General features: G+C 66.0%; 14 protein-coding genes and 1 pseudogene. 11 read left to right on the top strand and 4 right to left on the bottom strand.

The genetic code is table 11. From position 1 onward, the window contains the following. The first annotated feature begins 12 nt into the window (after positions 1-12). The 5 genes from G6N42_RS05780 to G6N42_RS05800 all read left to right on the top strand — a co-directional run bounded on the left by G6N42_RS05780 (position 13) and on the right by G6N42_RS05800 (position 6,330). The gene (locus G6N42_RS05780; RefSeq protein ID WP_163727284.1) at positions 13-549 is read left to right on the top strand and encodes a PH-like domain-containing protein; all 537 of its coding nucleotides are present in this window, start codon (positions 13-15) and stop codon (positions 547-549) included. Further along, complete coding sequence (gene carA / locus G6N42_RS05785) at positions 546-1,682, top strand: glutamine-hydrolyzing carbamoyl-phosphate synthase small subunit (protein ID WP_163727287.1); 1,137 nt, start codon at positions 546-548, stop codon at positions 1,680-1,682. The genes G6N42_RS05780 and carA overlap by 4 nt, the downstream gene beginning before the upstream one ends. Then, a complete protein-coding gene (carB, locus tag G6N42_RS05790; RefSeq protein WP_163727290.1) occupies positions 1,682-5,020 on the top strand; it encodes a carbamoyl-phosphate synthase large subunit in 3,339 nt (1,112 codons plus the stop codon). The genes carA and carB overlap by 1 nt, the downstream gene beginning before the upstream one ends. Next, the gene (pyrF, locus tag G6N42_RS05795) at positions 5,017-5,835 is read left to right on the top strand and encodes an orotidine-5'-phosphate decarboxylase (protein WP_163727293.1); all 819 of its coding nucleotides are present in this window, start codon (positions 5,017-5,019) and stop codon (positions 5,833-5,835) included. The genes carB and pyrF overlap by 4 nt, the downstream gene beginning before the upstream one ends. A 135-nt stretch (positions 5,836-5,970) precedes the next feature. Beyond that, positions 5,971-6,330 (top strand): hypothetical protein, encoded by a 360-nt coding sequence (locus tag G6N42_RS05800; RefSeq protein ID WP_163727297.1) that lies wholly within the window; start codon positions 5,971-5,973, stop codon positions 6,328-6,330. Here the strand turns inward: G6N42_RS05800 and G6N42_RS05805 are convergent. Beyond that, the gene (locus G6N42_RS05805; RefSeq protein ID WP_163727300.1) at positions 6,327-7,391 is read right to left on the bottom strand and encodes a DUF2330 domain-containing protein; all 1,065 of its coding nucleotides are present in this window, start codon (positions 7,389-7,391) and stop codon (positions 6,327-6,329) included. The genes G6N42_RS05800 and G6N42_RS05805 overlap by 4 nt on opposite strands. Before the next feature lie 549 nt (positions 7,392-7,940). Here G6N42_RS05805 and mihF point away from each other — a divergent pair. The 5 genes from mihF (at position 7,941) to metK (ending at position 11,833) form a co-directional block, all read left to right on the top strand. After that, on the top strand, positions 7,941-8,255 hold the full coding sequence (gene mihF / locus G6N42_RS05810) for an integration host factor, actinobacterial type (protein WP_006244838.1): 315 nt from the start codon (positions 7,941-7,943) through the stop codon (positions 8,253-8,255). A 15-nt stretch (positions 8,256-8,270) separates the two neighbouring features. Continuing rightward, positions 8,271-8,867, top strand: coding sequence for a guanylate kinase (gene gmk, locus G6N42_RS05815; RefSeq protein WP_163727303.1), 597 nt, complete (start codon positions 8,271-8,273; stop codon positions 8,865-8,867). A gap of 19 nt (positions 8,868-8,886) precedes the next feature. Then, the gene (rpoZ, locus tag G6N42_RS05820) at positions 8,887-9,201 is read left to right on the top strand and encodes a DNA-directed RNA polymerase subunit omega (RefSeq protein WP_163727306.1); all 315 of its coding nucleotides are present in this window, start codon (positions 8,887-8,889) and stop codon (positions 9,199-9,201) included. Positions 9,202-9,241: 40 nt separating this feature from the next. Further along, a complete protein-coding gene (coaBC, locus tag G6N42_RS05825; RefSeq protein ID WP_163727311.1) occupies positions 9,242-10,495 on the top strand; it encodes a bifunctional phosphopantothenoylcysteine decarboxylase/phosphopantothenate--cysteine ligase CoaBC in 1,254 nt (417 codons plus the stop codon). 129 nt (positions 10,496-10,624) lie between these two features. Beyond that, entirely contained in the window at positions 10,625-11,833 is a 1,209-nt protein-coding gene (metK, locus tag G6N42_RS05830) for a methionine adenosyltransferase (RefSeq protein WP_083123462.1), read from the top strand. Here the strand turns inward: metK and G6N42_RS05835 are convergent. The 3 genes and pseudogenes from G6N42_RS05835 to G6N42_RS31130 all read right to left on the bottom strand — a co-directional run. Continuing rightward, positions 11,830-12,186 carry a cupin domain-containing protein gene (locus G6N42_RS05835; protein ID WP_163727312.1) on the bottom strand — a complete coding sequence of 119 codons (357 nt, stop codon included), beginning with the start codon at positions 12,184-12,186 and terminating at the stop codon, positions 11,830-11,832. The two genes, metK and G6N42_RS05835, sit on opposite strands and share 4 nt — an antisense overlap. A gap of 100 nt (positions 12,187-12,286) precedes the next feature. After that, a complete protein-coding gene (locus G6N42_RS05840; protein WP_163727315.1) occupies positions 12,287-13,768 on the bottom strand; it encodes a flavin-containing monooxygenase in 1,482 nt (493 codons plus the stop codon). Continuing rightward, positions 13,765-13,899, bottom strand: a pseudogene (locus G6N42_RS31130) (hypothetical protein); the annotation flags it as partial. The gene G6N42_RS05840 and the pseudogene G6N42_RS31130, both read right to left, overlap by 4 nt. A gap of 351 nt (positions 13,900-14,250) precedes the next feature. Here G6N42_RS31130 and G6N42_RS05845 point away from each other — a divergent pair. After that, positions 14,251-16,842, top strand: coding sequence for a cadherin-like domain-containing protein (locus tag G6N42_RS05845; protein ID WP_163727317.1), 2,592 nt, complete (start codon positions 14,251-14,253; stop codon positions 16,840-16,842). Positions 16,843-16,855 lie beyond the last annotated feature (13 nt).

Here is a 16,855-nt window from a genome sequence, read left to right on the forward strand (position 1 = left end):
GGTGGATCGCGCATGAACACCGGAACCCTTGTCGGGTCGCTGATCATGGCCGCGGTGCTGGCCGTGCTGATCGCCATCATCATCCAGGCGATGCTGCGTGGCTGGCGTCGCCGCGCCGAGCGGCAGGCCGAACTGATCGGCACGCTGCCGCCACTGCCCGACACGGTGGGGTCGGCGATTGTTTCTGCCACCAAAGGCCTGTACGTCGGCAGCACGCTCGTCCCGCACTGGAATGACCGCGTCGCCGTCGGAGATCTCGCATTCCGCCACAAGGCGGTGCTGACCCGCTACCCCGAAGGGATCATGTTGCAGCGCAGCGGCGCAGGACCGATCTGGATACCCGAAGAGTCGATCACCGCGATCCGCACCGAACGGGGCGTCGCCGGTAGGGTCATCCCTGGGGGCAGGAGCGGAGGGACCCGGGGGAAGGCGCAGCCCCACGAGGGCATTCTCGCAATCCGGTGGCGGTTGCCATCGGGCACCGAGATCGACACCGGGTTCCGCGCCGACAACCGTGCGGCATACGAGCCGTGGCTGGAGACCGCATGAGCACGAGCAGGGCGGTGCTGGTGCTCGAGGACGGGCGCATCTTCACCGGCACCGCGTTCGGAGCCATCGGCCAGACGCTCGGTGAGGCGGTGTTCTCCACCGGTATGTCCGGATACCAGGAAACGTTGACCGACCCGAGCTATCACGGGCAGATCGTGATCGCCACCGCCCCGCAGATCGGCAACACCGGCTGGAACCAGGAGGACGCCGAGAGCCGCGGCGACAAGATCTGGGTGGCCGGCTACGCCGTACGCGATCCGTCCCCGAGGGCCTCGAACTGGCGCGCGACAGGCACTCTCGACGATGAGCTCGTCCGTCAGGGCATCGTCGGCATCGCGGGCATCGACACCCGCGCCGTGGTACGGCACCTGCGCAGCCTCGGCTCGATGAAGGCCGGAGTGTTCTCCGGAGATGCGCTCGCCAGTGCAGGTGGGGGAGTCGACGAACTGCTCGGGCGTGTCCGCGATCAGCCGTCGATGCTGGGCGCCAACCTGGCCGGCGAGGTCAGCACCGACACCACCTACATCGTCGAACCCGATGTCGCCCAACGCTTCACGGTCGCGGCGATCGACCTGGGCATCAAGACCAACACGCCGCGCAACTTCGCCAGCCGCGGCATCCGCAGCCACGTGCTGCCGTCGACGGTCACGTACGACGAGATCGCCGACCTCAAACCTGACGGAGTGTTCCTCTCCAACGGGCCCGGCGATCCGGCCACCGCCGACCACATCGTCGGTGTGACACGGGAAGTCCTCGGCGCGGGGATACCACTCTTCGGGATCTGCTTCGGCAATCAAATTCTCGGCCGCGCGCTGGGACGCTCGACGTACAAGATGGTCTTCGGTCACCGTGGCATCAACGTGCCCGTTATGGACCACGCCACCGGCCGGGTCGCGGTGACCGCGCAGAACCACGGGTTCGCACTCGAAGGTGAGGCCGGTGAGACGTTCGACACCGACTTCGGTACCGCGATCGTCAGTCACACCTGCGCCAACGACGGCGTCGTCGAGGGCATCAAACTGGTTGATGGGAGAGCGTTTTCGGTGCAGTACCACCCCGAGGCCGCTGCGGGCCCACACGATGCGAACTACTTGTTCGACCAGTTCGTCGACCTGATGGCGGAGGGCCGCTGATGCCGAAGCGCCGCGACCTGAACCACGTGCTCGTGATCGGCTCCGGACCGATCATCATCGGCCAGGCCTGTGAGTTCGACTACTCGGGAACGCAGGCCTGTCGTGTCCTGCGTGCCGAGGGCATGGAGGTCAGCCTGGTCAACTCCAACCCTGCGACCATCATGACCGACCCCGAGTACGCCGACCACACCTATGTCGAACCGATCACCCCGGCGTTCGTCGAACGGGTCATCGCCCAACAGGCCGAGCGCGGCAACAAGATCGACGCACTGCTAGCCACCCTCGGCGGGCAGACCGCCTTGAACACCGCTGTCGCTCTCTACGAGAACGGCGCGCTCGAACGCTACGGTGTCGAGCTCATCGGCGCGGATTTCGAGGCGATCCAGCGGGGCGAGGACCGACAAAAGTTCAAGGACATCGTCAGCAAGGTCGGCGGCGAATCTGCCCGCTCCCGTGTGTGTTTCACGATGGACGAGGTCCGCGAGACGGTCGCCGAGCTCGGATTGCCGGTGGTGGTGCGGCCCTCGTTCACGATGGGCGGGCTCGGTTCGGGCATGGCCTACTCCGCAGAGGATGTGGACCGGATGGCCGGCGAAGGGCTGGCGGCATCGCCGAGCGCCAACGTCCTGATCGAGGAATCGATCTTCGGCTGGAAGGAATTCGAGCTCGAGCTGATGCGCGACGGCCACGACAACGTGGTGGTCGTCTGTTCGATCGAGAACTTCGACCCGATGGGCGTGCACACCGGCGATTCGGTCACCGTGGCGCCGGCGATGACGCTGACCGATCGCGAGTACCAGAAGATGCGCAGTCTCGGCATCGACATCCTGCGGGAGGTCGGTGTCGACACCGGCGGGTGCAACATCCAGTTCGCCGTCAACCCAGCCGACGGGCGCCTGATCGTCATCGAGATGAACCCCCGCGTCTCGCGTTCCAGTGCGCTGGCGTCGAAGGCGACGGGCTTCCCGATCGCGAAGATCGCCGCGAAACTGGCGATCGGCTACACCCTCGACGAGATCGTCAACGACATCACCAAGGAAACGCCGGCGTGCTTCGAGCCGACCCTGGACTATGTCGTCGTCAAGGCGCCCCGCTTCGCCTTCGAGAAGTTCCCCGGCGCAGACGCCACACTCACCACGACCATGAAATCCGTCGGTGAGGCGATGTCGTTGGGCCGCAACTTCATCGAAGCGCTTGGCAAGGTGATGCGGTCGTTGGAAACCAGTCGCGCCGGGTTCTGGACGAAGCCCGACCCCGACGTTTCCGTCGATGACCTGCTCACGGGCCTGAGGACGCCTACCGACGGGAGGCTGTACGACCTCGAACTGGCGCTGCGCAAGGGAGCCACCGTCGAGCGAGTGGCCGAGGCCTCCGGTGTCGATCCGTGGTTCGTCGAACAGATCGCCGGGCTCGTCACGCTGCGCGCCGAGCTGGTCGACGCCCCGGTGCTCGACGAGCACCTTCTGCGGCGCGCCAAGTATCACGGCCTTTCGGATCGTCAAATCGCAGCCCTGCGACCGGAATTGGCCGGCGAAATCGGTGTGCGGTCCCTGCGCACCCGGCTGGGCATTCATCCCGTGTACAAGACGGTCGACACCTGTGCGGCAGAGTTCGAAGCCAAGACCCCTTACCACTACAGCAGCTACGAACTCGACCCCGCAGCCGAGAGTGAGGTCGCCCCCCAGACCGATAAGCCCAAGGTGCTGATCCTGGGCTCCGGGCCCAACCGCATCGGGCAGGGCATCGAGTTCGACTACAGCTGCGTCCATGCCGCCACCACGCTGAGCCAGGCCGGATTCGAGACCGTCATGGTCAACTGCAATCCGGAAACGGTCTCCACCGACTACGACACCGCTGACCGCCTGTACTTCGAACCGCTGACATTCGAGGACGTGCTCGAGGTCTACCACGCCGAATCCGCCTCCGGCGCAGGAGGCCCCGGTGTCGTAGGCGCCATCGTGCAACTCGGCGGCCAGACGCCGCTCGGCCTCGCGGAACGTCTGGAGAAGGCTGGTGTGCCGATCGTCGGCACCAGCCCCAAGGCGATCGACCTGGCCGAAGACCGTGGTGCGTTCGGGGAGGTGCTCAACACCGCCGGACTGCCTGCGCCCCGGTTCGGCACCGCGACCAGCTTCGAGCAGGCCCGCCGCATCGCCGCCGACATCGGTTATCCGGTGCTGGTTCGGCCGTCCTACGTCCTGGGCGGCCGGGGCATGGAGATCGTCTACGACGAGGAGACCCTCGAGGGCTACATCACCAGGGCCACCGAACTTTCACCGGAACATCCGGTGCTGGTGGACCGATTTCTCGAGGACGCCATCGAAATCGACGTCGACGCGCTGTGCGACGGAACTGAGGTGTACATCGGCGGCGTCATGGAGCACATCGAGGAGGCCGGCATCCACTCCGGCGACTCGGCCTGTGCGCTGCCGCCGGTGACCCTGGGCCGCAGTGACGTCGAGTCCGTGCGGCGTGCGACCGAGGCGATCGCGCACGGCATCGGCGTCGTCGGCCTGCTCAACGTGCAGTACGCGCTCAAGGACGACGTGCTATACGTGCTCGAGGCGAATCCGCGCGCCAGCAGAACGGTGCCATTCGTGTCCAAGGCGACGGCGATTCCACTGGCGAAGGCCTGTGCGCGAATCATGTTGGGCGCCAGCATCGCCCAGCTGCGCGAAGAAGGCGTGCTTGCGCCCACCGGCGACGGTGCGACGACCGCACGTAACGCACCGGTGGCGGTCAAAGAGGCGGTGCTGCCCTTCCATCGCTTCCGGAAGGCCGACGGTTCGCAGATCGATTCGCTGCTCGGCCCCGAGATGAAGTCCACGGGCGAAGTGATGGGTATCGACCACGACTTCGGTAGCGCCTTCGCCAAGAGCCAGACCGCGGCCTACGGGTCGTTGCCAGCCGAGGGCACCGTTTTCGTCTCCGTCGCCAACCGGGACAAGCGCTCGCTGGTGTTCCCGGTGAAGCGGCTCGCCGATCTGGGATTCCGGGTGCTGGCCACCGCGGGCACCGCGGAGATGCTGCGCCGCAACGGCATTCCGTGCGACGAAGTACGCAAGCACTTCGAGCAGCCAGGGGAGGGCCGACCCGCCTCGTCGGCGGTCGACCTGATCCGCTCGGGCGAAGTGGACATGGTGATCAACACCCCGTACGGCAACTCGGGTCCGCGCATCGACGGCTACGAGATCCGCTCGGCCGCAGTGTCGATGAACATCCCGTGCGTGACCACCGTGCAGGGCGCCTCGGCTGCGGTACAGGGCATCGAGGCCGGCATCCGCGGGGACATCGGCGTGATGTCGCTGCAGGAGCTGCACAGCGTGCTGGGGACGTGACGGCTTTCGGGGCCCGGCTGGCCGAGGCGATCGCTGCCAGAGGGCCGTTGTGTCCCGGTATCGATCCGCATCCCGAGCTGCTGAGCGCCTGGGGGTTGAGGGCCGACACCGACGGGTTGTCACGGTTCTGCGATATCTGTGTGGAGGCGTTCGCCGGCTTCGCGATCGTCAAACCGCAGGTGGCATTCTTCGAGGCGTACGGCGCCGCGGGATTCACGGTGCTGGAACACACCATTGCCGCGCTACGCGACGCCGGTGTGCTGGTGCTGGCGGACGCCAAACGAGGGGACATCGGCTCGACGATGGCCGCCTACGCCAATGCGTGGGCGGGTGATTCGCCGCTGGCCGCCGACGCCGTGACCGCGTCGCCGTATCTGGGCTTCGGATCGTTGCAGCCGCTGCTCGACACCGCACAGACCAACGGTCGCGGCGTCTTCGTCCTCGCCGCGACATCCAACCCCGAGGGCGCGACCGTGCAGCGCGCCGAGACCGGTGGTCGAACCGTCGCGCAGTCGATTGTGGCCGCCGCGGCCGCGGTCAACCGCGAATGCTTGCCGGGACCCGGTTCTGTCGGCGTCGTCGTCGGCGCGACGCTCGCCGAACCGCCCGATGTCAGCGCATTGGGCGGTCCGGTGCTGGTGCCGGGTGTCGGGGCGCAGGGCGGACGACCGGACGCGCTGGGCGGACTCGGCGGGGCACGTGCCGGTCAACTGCTTCCGGCGGTGTCCCGGGAAATACTGCGTGCCGGACCCGGTGTCGCCGAACTGCGGTCGGCTGCCGAGAAATTCCGCGACGCGGTGGCCTACCTGGCATGAGCGCGTACGACCTGGCGGCGTGGACCGATTTCGCCAACACTGTCGCCGGCGGGGCGGCTGCACTGGCGGGGCTGCTGTTCGTCGGATTGTCGCTGAATCTGTCGGAGGTTCTCGAGTATCCGGGCGTGCCGTCGCGTGCCGTCGCGTGCCGCGGCGACGCTGGGCCTGACGGTGGCGATTCTTCTGACCGCGATCTTCGTCGCGACTCCCGGACAGAGCAGGCACGCGCTGTCGATCGAAATGGCGGTGCTCGGCGTCGCGACGGCCGCCATGGTGGTGGTGGCGATGCGGCACCAGCGGGCAGGCCCGCGCCGGACTCAGGTGCTGACCTCGATGCTGATGTTGCTGCTGCCCAACCTGATGCTCATGGTCGCGGCCGTATCGCTGTGGTGTCAGCGTGGCGGCGGCTTGTACTGGGTCACCGCCGCTGTGACGACGGGTTTCGTCGCGGCGACGGCCAATGCGTGGGTGCTTGTCGTCGAGCTCAAGCGCTAACGCTTCGCCGACTTACGCGGCAGGAGCCGCGTCAGCAAGACGATCGCCACCACGCCACCGACGCCGAGTATGCCGAGCAACACCAGGTACGTCAGGTCGCCGCGGTCGCGCGTGCGATAGACGACCTGCTGGAAGGGCGTATCGGCGGGCGCCTGCTCGAAGATGTAGTCACTTTCGATCGAGGCGGGGTCCCAGATCGTGTTCTTCCACCTCGTCAGAAACGCTGCGTCCCCGGCGTAGTCGGCCAAAGCGGGGGAGGCGCTGCGATCGATCCGGCCCGCGAATTCGAGAGTCGGCTTGTCGCCGGGCACGGGAAGCGTCGACGGATCCATCCGATGCTGAGCCAGCACGTACAGGTCGATGTGCTGTGACATCGTCGCCGACCGGGACAGCCGCATCGGGTAGACGACGGTGTCGGTCTCGAACGAAAGTCGCAGCGGCTGAAGGGGCCCCGTCAGTGCACCGCCCGCGTCGGCGGGTACCAGCTGAACTGCGACGATCTCCCAACCGTCGGCGACATACGGTGCCAGGTTGTCATTAAGTCCGTCCGGATGAGGAAAGCCGTTGTCACTCAACCACTTTGCTAGCGCAGACGGATCATCTGCCGCCAACCGGGTGACGTCGAACGGCCCGAGACGCTGGCGGTCGAGCACGCTGACCGCGCCCGACGGTGCGCCCGCAGTGTCCGGCGGCGATCCCGCCCACACCAGCCAGGGAATGGTCGGCCACCACGAATCGCGGTACTCGATCCTCGGTGCAGTGAGCTGGCCTAGTGCTTCGAATACCTCGGTATCGCCGAGGGTGATACGCGCGGCGGACGGCACCGGCATGACCCACGCGGCCCGGTCCGACGAACCGGTCACCGACAGCGACATCAAGATGTCCTCAGTGCTGCCGTCCCAGGCGATCAGCGCGCGCTCGTCGGCCACTGACGAGCCGGGGCTGTCGGGGACGTAGGCCCCACAGCCACAGGCCCACGCCGGGCTCGCGACGTTCACCAACGCCGCCCCGGCCAGCAGAGCGAGCACCAGGGCGATGGATCGACAGACGCGTGTGGCCACGACGACCTCCTCGCGGCGAATCCTATTTCGTTGCCGGCCTCGGACGAGCCACCAAACAGCGAACAACAGTGACGACACAAGCAACATCAGCCTCATAGGCACCGTCCGCCACGTCCCCAAACCGAAGTTTTGCATTCAAACCAAATATTGACGCTCGCGTAGCCGCCCGAACCGGCCCGTAAGGCGGCTGCGACACGCCCGACATGCGGTGACCAGGCAAAATTTTCTTGACCGACCGTGAACCGCTGACGAGGTGTGGTCCAGGCCACAGGCTGAGTGGGTCGGTAAGCCCCTCCAAGCGGACTGAAAGGCCTTGATACGCAGGCGAATCCGGCCCCTCTACGGCTCAAATCGACGCTTTCGCGCCGTTTTGGGCGCATCGGCTCTCACGGCGGCCCTGCCTTACACGCTGGGCTTTTGGCGTCAGAACCAGGGGGTGGGGTTCGCTTTCGTCAGGTTGCGTGGGTACGGTCGTCGTCGCTGGCTGTTGTGGAATTTTCATAGCGGCCGAAAAAGAAACAATGATGGTGTGAGAGACGGAGGAACCCCGTGGCCCTTCCCCAGTTGACCGACGAGCAGCGCGCGGCAGCGTTGGAGAAGGCTGCTGCCGCACGACGCATACGTGCCGAGCTCAAAGACCGGCTCAAGCGCGGCGGCACCAACCTCAAGCAGGTGCTGAAGGATGCCGAGACCGATGAGGTCTTGGGCAAGATGAAGGTTTCTGCCCTTCTGGAGGCGTTGCCCAAGGTGGGCAAGGTCAAGGCGCAGGAAATCATGACCGAACTCGAGATCGCCCCGACCCGCCGCCTGCGTGGCCTGGGAGATCGCCAGCGTAAGGCGCTGCTGGAAAAGTTCGACCAGTAATTCCGGGCGCATAAGTTGAGCGCCGGCCGGGGGGCCGGGCGGGCAATCGTGTTGTCCGGCCCCTCTGCCGTCGGGAAATCGTCTGTTGTCCGCTGTCTGCGTGACCGCGTTCCCGACTTGCACTTCAGTGTTTCCGTCACCACTCGGGCCCCGCGGCCGGGCGAAGTCGACGGCATCGACTATTCGTTCGTCACAGCAGAGCGGTTCCAGGAGCTGATCGACAGCGGGGCCCTGCTGGAATGGGCTGAGATCCACGGCGGTCTGCATCGGTCGGGCACCCCGGCGGCGCCCGTCTGCGAGGCCATCGAGGCCGGCCGTCCCGTTCTGATCGAAGTGGATCTGGCGGGCGCTCGAGCCGTGAAGAAGTCCATGCCGGAAGTCCTCACGGTCTTCCTCGCGCCGCCCAGCTGGGAGGCCCTGGAGAGCCGGCTGATCGGGCGCGGCACCGAAAGCGCCGAAGTGATGGCCCGCCGACTGGCCACCGCACGCGACGAACTGGCAGCTCAGAATGACTTCGATGTCGTCGTCGTGAACAGCGAATTGGAGTCTGCCTGCTCTGAATTGGTATCCTTGCTGGTGGCCCGCGGTGAGCCACCCGAATTTCACGCATAACCGTCTGGAGATCCTCTACGTGACCACCCCCCACGCCGACGCCCAGTTGACCGCTGTCGACGACATCGCACCCGGCGCCGGCGCCTATGACACCCCGCTGGGTATCACCAATCCGCCCATCGACGAGCTGCTCGACCGCGCGTCCAGCAAGTATGCGCTGGTGATCTACGCCGCCAAGCGCGCGCGCCAGATCAACGACTACTACAACCAGCTCGGCGACGGCATCCTCGAATACGTGGGACCGCTGGTCGAGCCCGGTCTGCAGGAGAAGCCGCTGTCGATCGCGATGCGCGAGATTCACGGCGACCTACTCGAGCACACCGAAGGCGAGTAGCGGAGGAGCCCGGCGATGAGTCCTTGGGCGAAGGGTTGAAGTGACCGAACGCAAGCGGATCATCGTCGGCGTCGCCGGTGGCATCGCCGCCTACAAGGCGGCCACCGTCGTACGGCAGCTGACCGAGGCGGGCCACGCCGTTCGCGTCGTTCCCACCGAGTCCGCCCTACGCTTCATCGGTGCGGCGACGTTCGAAGCGCTCTCCGGTAACCCTGTTCACACCGGCGTCTGGGATGACGTGCACGAGGTGCCCCACGTCCGGATCGGGCAGGAGGCCGACCTCGTCGTGGTCGCCCCGGCGACGGCCGATCTCTTGGCGCGAGCTGTCGCCGGCCGTGCCGACGACCTGCTGACCGCCACATTGCTCACCGCGCGATGTCCCGTGCTCTTCGCTCCCGCGATGCACACCGAGATGTGGTTGCACCCGGCCACCGTGGACAACGTAGCCACGCTGCGGCGAAGGGGCGCGGTGGTGTTGGAGCCGGCATCCGGGCGGCTCACCGGCGCCGACAGCGGCGCGGGCCGACTGCCGGAGGCCGAGGAGATCTCCACCCTCGCCCACCTGCTACTCGAGCGCGGAGACGCCCTGCCGTATGACATGGCTGGCGTCAAGGTCCTTGTCACCGCCGGCGGCACGCGCGAACCGATCGATCCGGTGCGATTCATCGGCAACCGGAGTTCGGGCAAGCAGGGCTATGCAATGGCGCGGGTGATGGCACAGCGCGGGGCCGACGTCACGCTCATCGCAGGCAATACCGCGGGCCTGATCGACCCGGCGGGGGTGGACGTGGTCCACATCGGCTCGGCTGCGCAGCTCAGGGACGCCGTCTCGAAGCACGCACCCGATGCGCATGTGTTGGTGATGGCCGCCGCGGTCGCCGATTTCCGTCCGTCTCAGGTGGAAACCAACAAGATCAAGAAGTCCGCCGACCCCGATGCGGCGGCACCGGTCATCGAGCTCACCCGCACCGACGACGTGCTCGCGGGCGCCGTCCGGGCACGGACCGACGGCCAGCTGCCCAACATGCGCGCCATCGTCGGGTTCGCCGCCGAGACCGGCGACGCGAACGGCGATGTGCTGTTCCACGCCCGAACCAAATTGCGGCGCAAGGGATGCGATCTGCTGGTGGTCAACGCCGTCGGCGAGAATCGGGCGTTCGAAGTGGACAACAACGACGGGTGGCTGCTGGCGGCCGACGGCACGGAGTCCGCATTGGAGCACGGTTCGAAAACTCTGATGGCCAGCCGTATCGTGGACGCGATCGTGGCGGTGCTGCAGGACGGTAGCGGGTAACGCGAATCACGACTCCGGGGCCGTGAAAGGGTTGTGCGGAACCTTTGCACACGCTTGGGTGCAAAACGAGCAAGCATATAATTTGACTAACTAACTATCTCAAGGTGACTTGGGTGGAAGGATCACACCGTGAGTGAAGCTCGGCTGTTTACCAGTGAGTCGGTGACCGAGGGCCACCCCGACAAGATCTGTGACGCCATCAGCGACTCGGTGCTCGACGCGTTGCTCGCGGACGATCCCAAATCACGCGTCGCGGTCGAGACGTTGGTCACCACCGGCCAGGTACACGTCGTCGGCGAGGTCACGACGACGGCCAAGGAAGCGTTCGCGGACATCACCAACACGGTGCGGGCTCGCATCCTCGACATCGGCTACGACTCCTCGGAGAAGGGTTTCGACGGCGAGACCTGCGGCGTCAACATCGGAATCGGCGCGCAGTCACCCGATATCGCGCAGGGCGTCGACACCGCTCACGAGACGCGCGTCGAAGGCGCAGGTGACCCGCTGGACGCCCAGGGCGCCGGTGACCAGGGCCTGATGTTCGGCTACGCCATCAGGGACACTCCCGAACTGATGCCCCTGCCGATCGCACTGGCGCACCGGCTGTCGCGCCGGCTGACCGAGGTTCGCAAGAGCGGCGTGCTGGATTACCTGCGTCCCGACGGCAAGACCCAGGTCACCGTGCAATACGACGGCACTACTCCGGTGCGCCTCGACACGGTGGTGCTCTCGACGCAGCATGCCGCCGGTATCGACCTGGACGCCACGCTGGCGCCCGACATCCGGGAGAAGGTCGTCAACACCGTGCTGGCCGACCTCAACCACGATTCGATGGACACCTCCGACTTCCGGCTGCTGGTCAACCCGACCGGCAAGTTCGTGCTCGGTGGTCCGATGGGTGATGCCGGTCTGACCGGCCGCAAGATCATCGTCGACACCTACGGCGGCTGGGCCCGTCATGGCGGCGGCGCGTTCTCCGGCAAGGATCCGTCCAAGGTCGACCGCTCCGCGGCGTATGCGATGCGCTGGGTGGCAAAAAACGTGGTCGCAGCCGGGTTGGCGGAGCGGGTCGAGGTGCAGGTCGCCTACGCAATCGGCAAGGCGGCCCCCGTCGGGCTGTTCGTGGAGACCTTCGGCAGCGAAACCGTTGACCCGGCCCGCATCGAAAAGGCGATCACCTCGGTGTTCGACCTGCGGCCCGGCGCGATCGTGCGCGATCTGGATCTGCTACGGCCGATCTACGCGCAGACCGCCGCCTATGGCCACTTCGGTCGCACGGACGTCGAGCTGCCCTGGGAACAGGTCAACAAGGTCGACGAGCTGAAGGCGGCCGTCTAGCCGCCCGTGACGTGGCGCAGGACCGTCTGTAGTTCTTCGGTCGGCGAGAAGTCGATGTACTCGCAGTCGGTGACGGCCTCCGGCGCGTGCCCGGCGGCCCAGTTAAACGCCTCGCCCGCGTTGTAGGTCTGCTCGCCGGTGCTTGTGTGCATGCGAAGCTGCCCGCTCAGCATGTAACCCCAGTGTGGGCACTGGCACATGTCGCCGGGCAGCCCCGCCAGCGCCGGCCGCAGGTCCGCACCGGCGCCGAGCTTGACCCACGCGATGGACATCTCGCCTACTGGTTGGCTGCGAAAGTCCACGCCCTCCCCGTTGACGGCAACCGGGATGCCTTCAAACGTCAGACTCTGCATGTCTGGCCCCCACTCAGTGATCGAATGATGTCTCGAGCGTAGGTTTGTCGGCGCGCGCGTCAGCCGGGAATCGGCAAGTATCTCCGTGCTAGACGCGGGACTACGCGCTGAACTCGTAATCGGTGAGCGGGAAGCGGCGAGCGCGCCAATGTGTCTGCAGTGTGCTGGCCGACCGCAGCGGCACATCACCGTTCTTGTCGAAGTAGTAGCTCCTGGCGTCCTTGCACGTGTCCTGCCAGAAGATCTGCCGGTGCCGCTTGCTCATCATTTCGGCGAAGTAGCGGTCGTTGGCCTCTTGTTTGACCTCGACGCGGTTGGCGCGCTTACTGCGAGCATGTTTGAGACAGCGCACGATGTGGTGCGTCTGGGTCTCGATGAGTGAGAAGTACGAGTTGCCGACGTACCCGTAAGGGCCGAACACCGTGAAAAAGTTCGGAAAACCGGGCACGGCGACGCCTTCATACGATTGCAGGCGCCGCTCGCTGAAATGCTCGCTCCAGGAACGGCCGTCGGCCCCGGTCACCGGGTAGGTCGGGTTGTCTTCGATGTCCATCACCTTGAACCCGGTCGCCAGGATCAGCACGTCGACGTCGCGGGTCTCACCGTCGACGGTCGCCACGCCCGATCCGGTGATCTTGTCGATCGGCTCGGTCACCAGTTCAACGTTGTCTCGGTTGAACGTCGAGAGATACGTGTTGTGAAAACCCGGGCGCTTGCAGCCGACGGCGTAGCGCGGGGTGAGCTTGTCGCGCACCTCCGGGTCGTGGACTTGCTTGCGCAGATACGACTTGCCGATCTGCGACATGTTCTTGGCCATCGGGTTGAGGGTGAAGTACTGCGCGGGCAAGGTGAAGGTCAGTTCGACGTACGCCTGGCTGAGCAGACGCTGCACCGTCGGCCCACCGGGGAGTCGCATCAGACGTCGGGTCCTGGGCGACAGCGGCACGTCAGGCTTGGGGAGGCACCAGATCGGGGTGCGCTGAAAAACCGTCAGGCGCTCCACGATCGGCGCGATCTCGGGGATGACCTGCACGGCGGACGCGCCGGTCCCGATGATGGCGACACGCTTACCGGTGAGGTCCTGCTCGTGATCCCAGCGTGCGGTGTGCATCGTCACGCCGGCGAACGAGTCGACACCGTCGATGTCGGGCATATTGGGCGTGATCAGCACGCCGCTGGCGTTGACGAGGAACCTGGCTGTCACCGCGTCGCCGGTGTCGAGGTGTACGCGCCATAGGCGGTCGTCGTCGTCGAAGGTCGCACCGAGCACCTTGGTGCTGAATCGGATCTTGCGGCGCAGGCCATATTTGTCGACGCAGTGCTCGGCGTAGGCCTTCAGTTCCCGTCCCGGCGCATAGGTGCGTGTCCAGTTCGGGCTCTTCTCGAAGGAGAACTGGTAGGAGAACGACGGAATGTCGACGGCGATACCGGGATACGTGTTCCAGTACCAGGTGCCGCCCGGCCCGTCACCCGCTTCGATCACCAGATAATTGCCCATCCGGGACTTGTCCAGTTTGATCGCGGTGCCGATGCCGGAGAAACCGGCGCCGACGATGACGGTGTCGTACTGCGGCGCTGTCATAGAGCCTCCCGTCGTTGGGCGATGACGTGCAATCCGTTCTCTGGCCGCAGCGTCAGCGTTGCTTCGAGTTCTACCGCATGGCTGGGGCTCACGTCGATGGCGAACCGTCGGCTCATGATCGCCGTCATCAGCGTTCCACCAGACCGAGGCTCTTGGCGGAGGCTCCGATGAATAGATTCGGGCGCGGGACTGAAATCAACTTTTGCTGAAGCATCGGGCTAAGTTTCTCAAGAACCGTCGTGGCGCATTCGCTAGCCGAGACTCGTCGATTACTGTATCGGTCGTAACAGCGCGCTAACTATGGTGAGTCAATGGTCTTTGCGATCAACGGGGTCTTTGCCTTGATCGGACCTTTGCGGACGAGACAAAGTGATTGATGTCCAGGGCACTCGTTGCTCTGAGGCTTGGGCGCGCCTAGGATCTGGGGGTCGGCCATAGCTGAACATGGCCAAGGGATGGTCGTGCCCGGGGGTGGAGAATTGATGGAGCAGTACCGCGCGGACGCTGCGGCCACACGACAGTCGGTTTCCGCTGGACGGTCGGCCGGGGCCGGGCGGCACACCGGGCGTGTCGGCGCGATGGCGGTCGCTTTGGGGATCGGAGCCTTCGTCGCCGCCGGGACGGGAACGGCCCTTGCCGATGACTCCGTGAACAACCATTCGGGCGGTGCAGTCCACTCACCGGCGGCGGGGACTCCTGCCGGCACGTCGACCACAGCCAATGTCACTGCGACCACCGGCGCAGCGGGCCGAGTGACGCACGGCACACCCAGTGTGCCGCGCCCCCCGCGGATGCAACAGAACAACAGCGGCGGCACCCCTGGCGGCACTCGAAATGCCGGCGCGCGGGATGACGACACGCTAGATGACGACACGCGCTCAGGTGATGCAGCGGCAACGCGGCCTGACATCCGCGATTCCGGCGAAGGCGACGACCGACCTTCGGCCGTGGCCGACCACCTCGCGCGGTTTCGTGAGCGGCTGGCGTCCTCGAGACGCACCACGGTGCTCGACAGCCCCAACGGGCATGGGGGACCCGCCACCGACAACCCTCGTACCTCCCGTGTCGAGCACACGGTTGCCGACTCCGGCACCCGCAGATGGACCCGGTCCGAGAGTGTCGCAGCGGTGATCACGACGCGGGTTGATGCGCGGGACGCGGCTGATGTCCAGCACAGGCCCAGCGGAGCGCTGATGGACAAGCCGATTCCGGGTGCACGTGAGGCTCTGGCGCGCACCGACTACGCGCCCCATCCGAGCACGACGAAACTGGCGAGTGCCGCTCTGTCACCTGCGATCACGAGTGCACCCGCGGCGTCTCCGGTGACGGTGGTGTCGAGGCTGCTCACCGCGGTCGGCGTCGTCACGCCCTACGGTGTGCGCACCGGCGATGCGCCGACGGCACCGGACGTGGTGGCGCTGGGCCTGCTGCAGGCGATCCGCCGCGAGATCGAACGCGACGTACTCAGCTCGCCGCCCGGCGTTGCACCTGGCGCCGTGGCGGCACGCAGTGTCGTCGTCTCCCCAGCGTCGGCGACGTCGGCGCCGAATGCCCTCGCTGCCGCGGCAGTGGCTCCCCAACCGGGTGACACGACCACCACCGAATACGGTGACATCGGCAAATGGATGCTGAAATCCAATGGTGACATTGCGAATTGGGGCGGCCAGACATACGAGGGCAAGGGCCTGCTGGAGCCGGTCAACGTCATCATCGTCGATCCGACGTCGACCAGTCGGGAGGAGTCCATCCAGAGGCTCAACGCCGCCATGCGTGCGTCCGGTTTCCCGGCGCGGCAACCGCACAGCACCGGCTATTACGGAATCATCGATCACGTCACGTACGGTCAGCAGCCTAGCGGCTTCCTTCAGGCGTACGTCGACAACGAAGGCCTTGCCGACCACGGTCGGATGTTCGGACCCGCTCCAGTTGCGAACGGGCAAGGGTTTGTCTGGACAGGCGCGTTCAGCACACAGCAAGCCACCCACGGTTATGCCTCCTTCGACTCGGCTGGCGAGGAACTGGCCCAGCAGCTCGTAAACAGCGGGGCTGCAACGCGACTCGACAACGTCTACCTGGGCAACGCAGAGAACTCCGCGACCCAAACCACCGGCGATCACACCGGCTACGCCGTCGTGCTCCAGCTAAACGCTTCGGTGCCGAACCAGCCGCCGACGGCGACAGTTACTCAGAACAAGCCGAATTCGGCGACCGGGAGCGTTACGGGCAAGGTGACAGCGCTCGACCCGGAGCGGGGAAAGCTTACCTATACCGGGATGACAACCGACAAGGGCGCCGTCAAGGTGACGTCGACGGGTTCGTTCACGTACACCCCGACACCGACCGCGCGCCACACCGCCGCGGCAGTGAACGCTACGGACGACCAGAAAATGGACACCTTCGACATCACGGTCAGCGACGACTTCGGCAACACGACGGCCGTTCCGGTGACCGTGACGGTGCTGGGGAAGAACGCGGTGCCGTCGGCCAGAGCCACAGTCGGCAAGGCAGATCCGGTGGAAGGCAGCGTCCTCGGCTCGATCACGGTGACCGACGCCGACAACGACAACGTCACCTACACTCACAGCACCCCGGGGTCGGGCTCGGTCACGATCAACTCCGACGGAACCTTCATCTACAACCCGTCGGATGTCGCTCGTCAGCAGGCGCGGGTCAGGAAGGCCGTCGGGACCGACACGTTCACGGTCACCGTCGACGACGGCCACGGCGGGGTGAAGACGATCACCGTGCGGACTTCGATTGCGCCGACGGACCGGGCTCCGGTCACCGGCGCTCTCAATGTCGGTGCGCCCGCCACGAGCAACGGTGCCGTCAAAGGTTCGTTGGGCGCCTCTGATCCTGACGGCGACACCTTCACGTTCTCCGGCTCGACTAGGACATCGAAAGGCTATGTGACCGTGTCGAAAGGGGGCACGTTCACCTACACGCCCACTGCCGCCGCGCGCCGCGCGGCGTCCTCCGGCGCAGACACCACCGACACGTTCACCATCAAGGTGACCGACAAGTACGGCGCCACCACAACCCAGTCGGTGACGGTGCCGATTCTCGGTGCGTGAACCGGACGCGTAC

The sequence above is a fragment of the Mycobacterium gallinarum genome (assembly GCF_010726765.1).
Taxonomy (GTDB): domain Bacteria; phylum Actinomycetota; class Actinomycetes; order Mycobacteriales; family Mycobacteriaceae; genus Mycobacterium; species Mycobacterium gallinarum.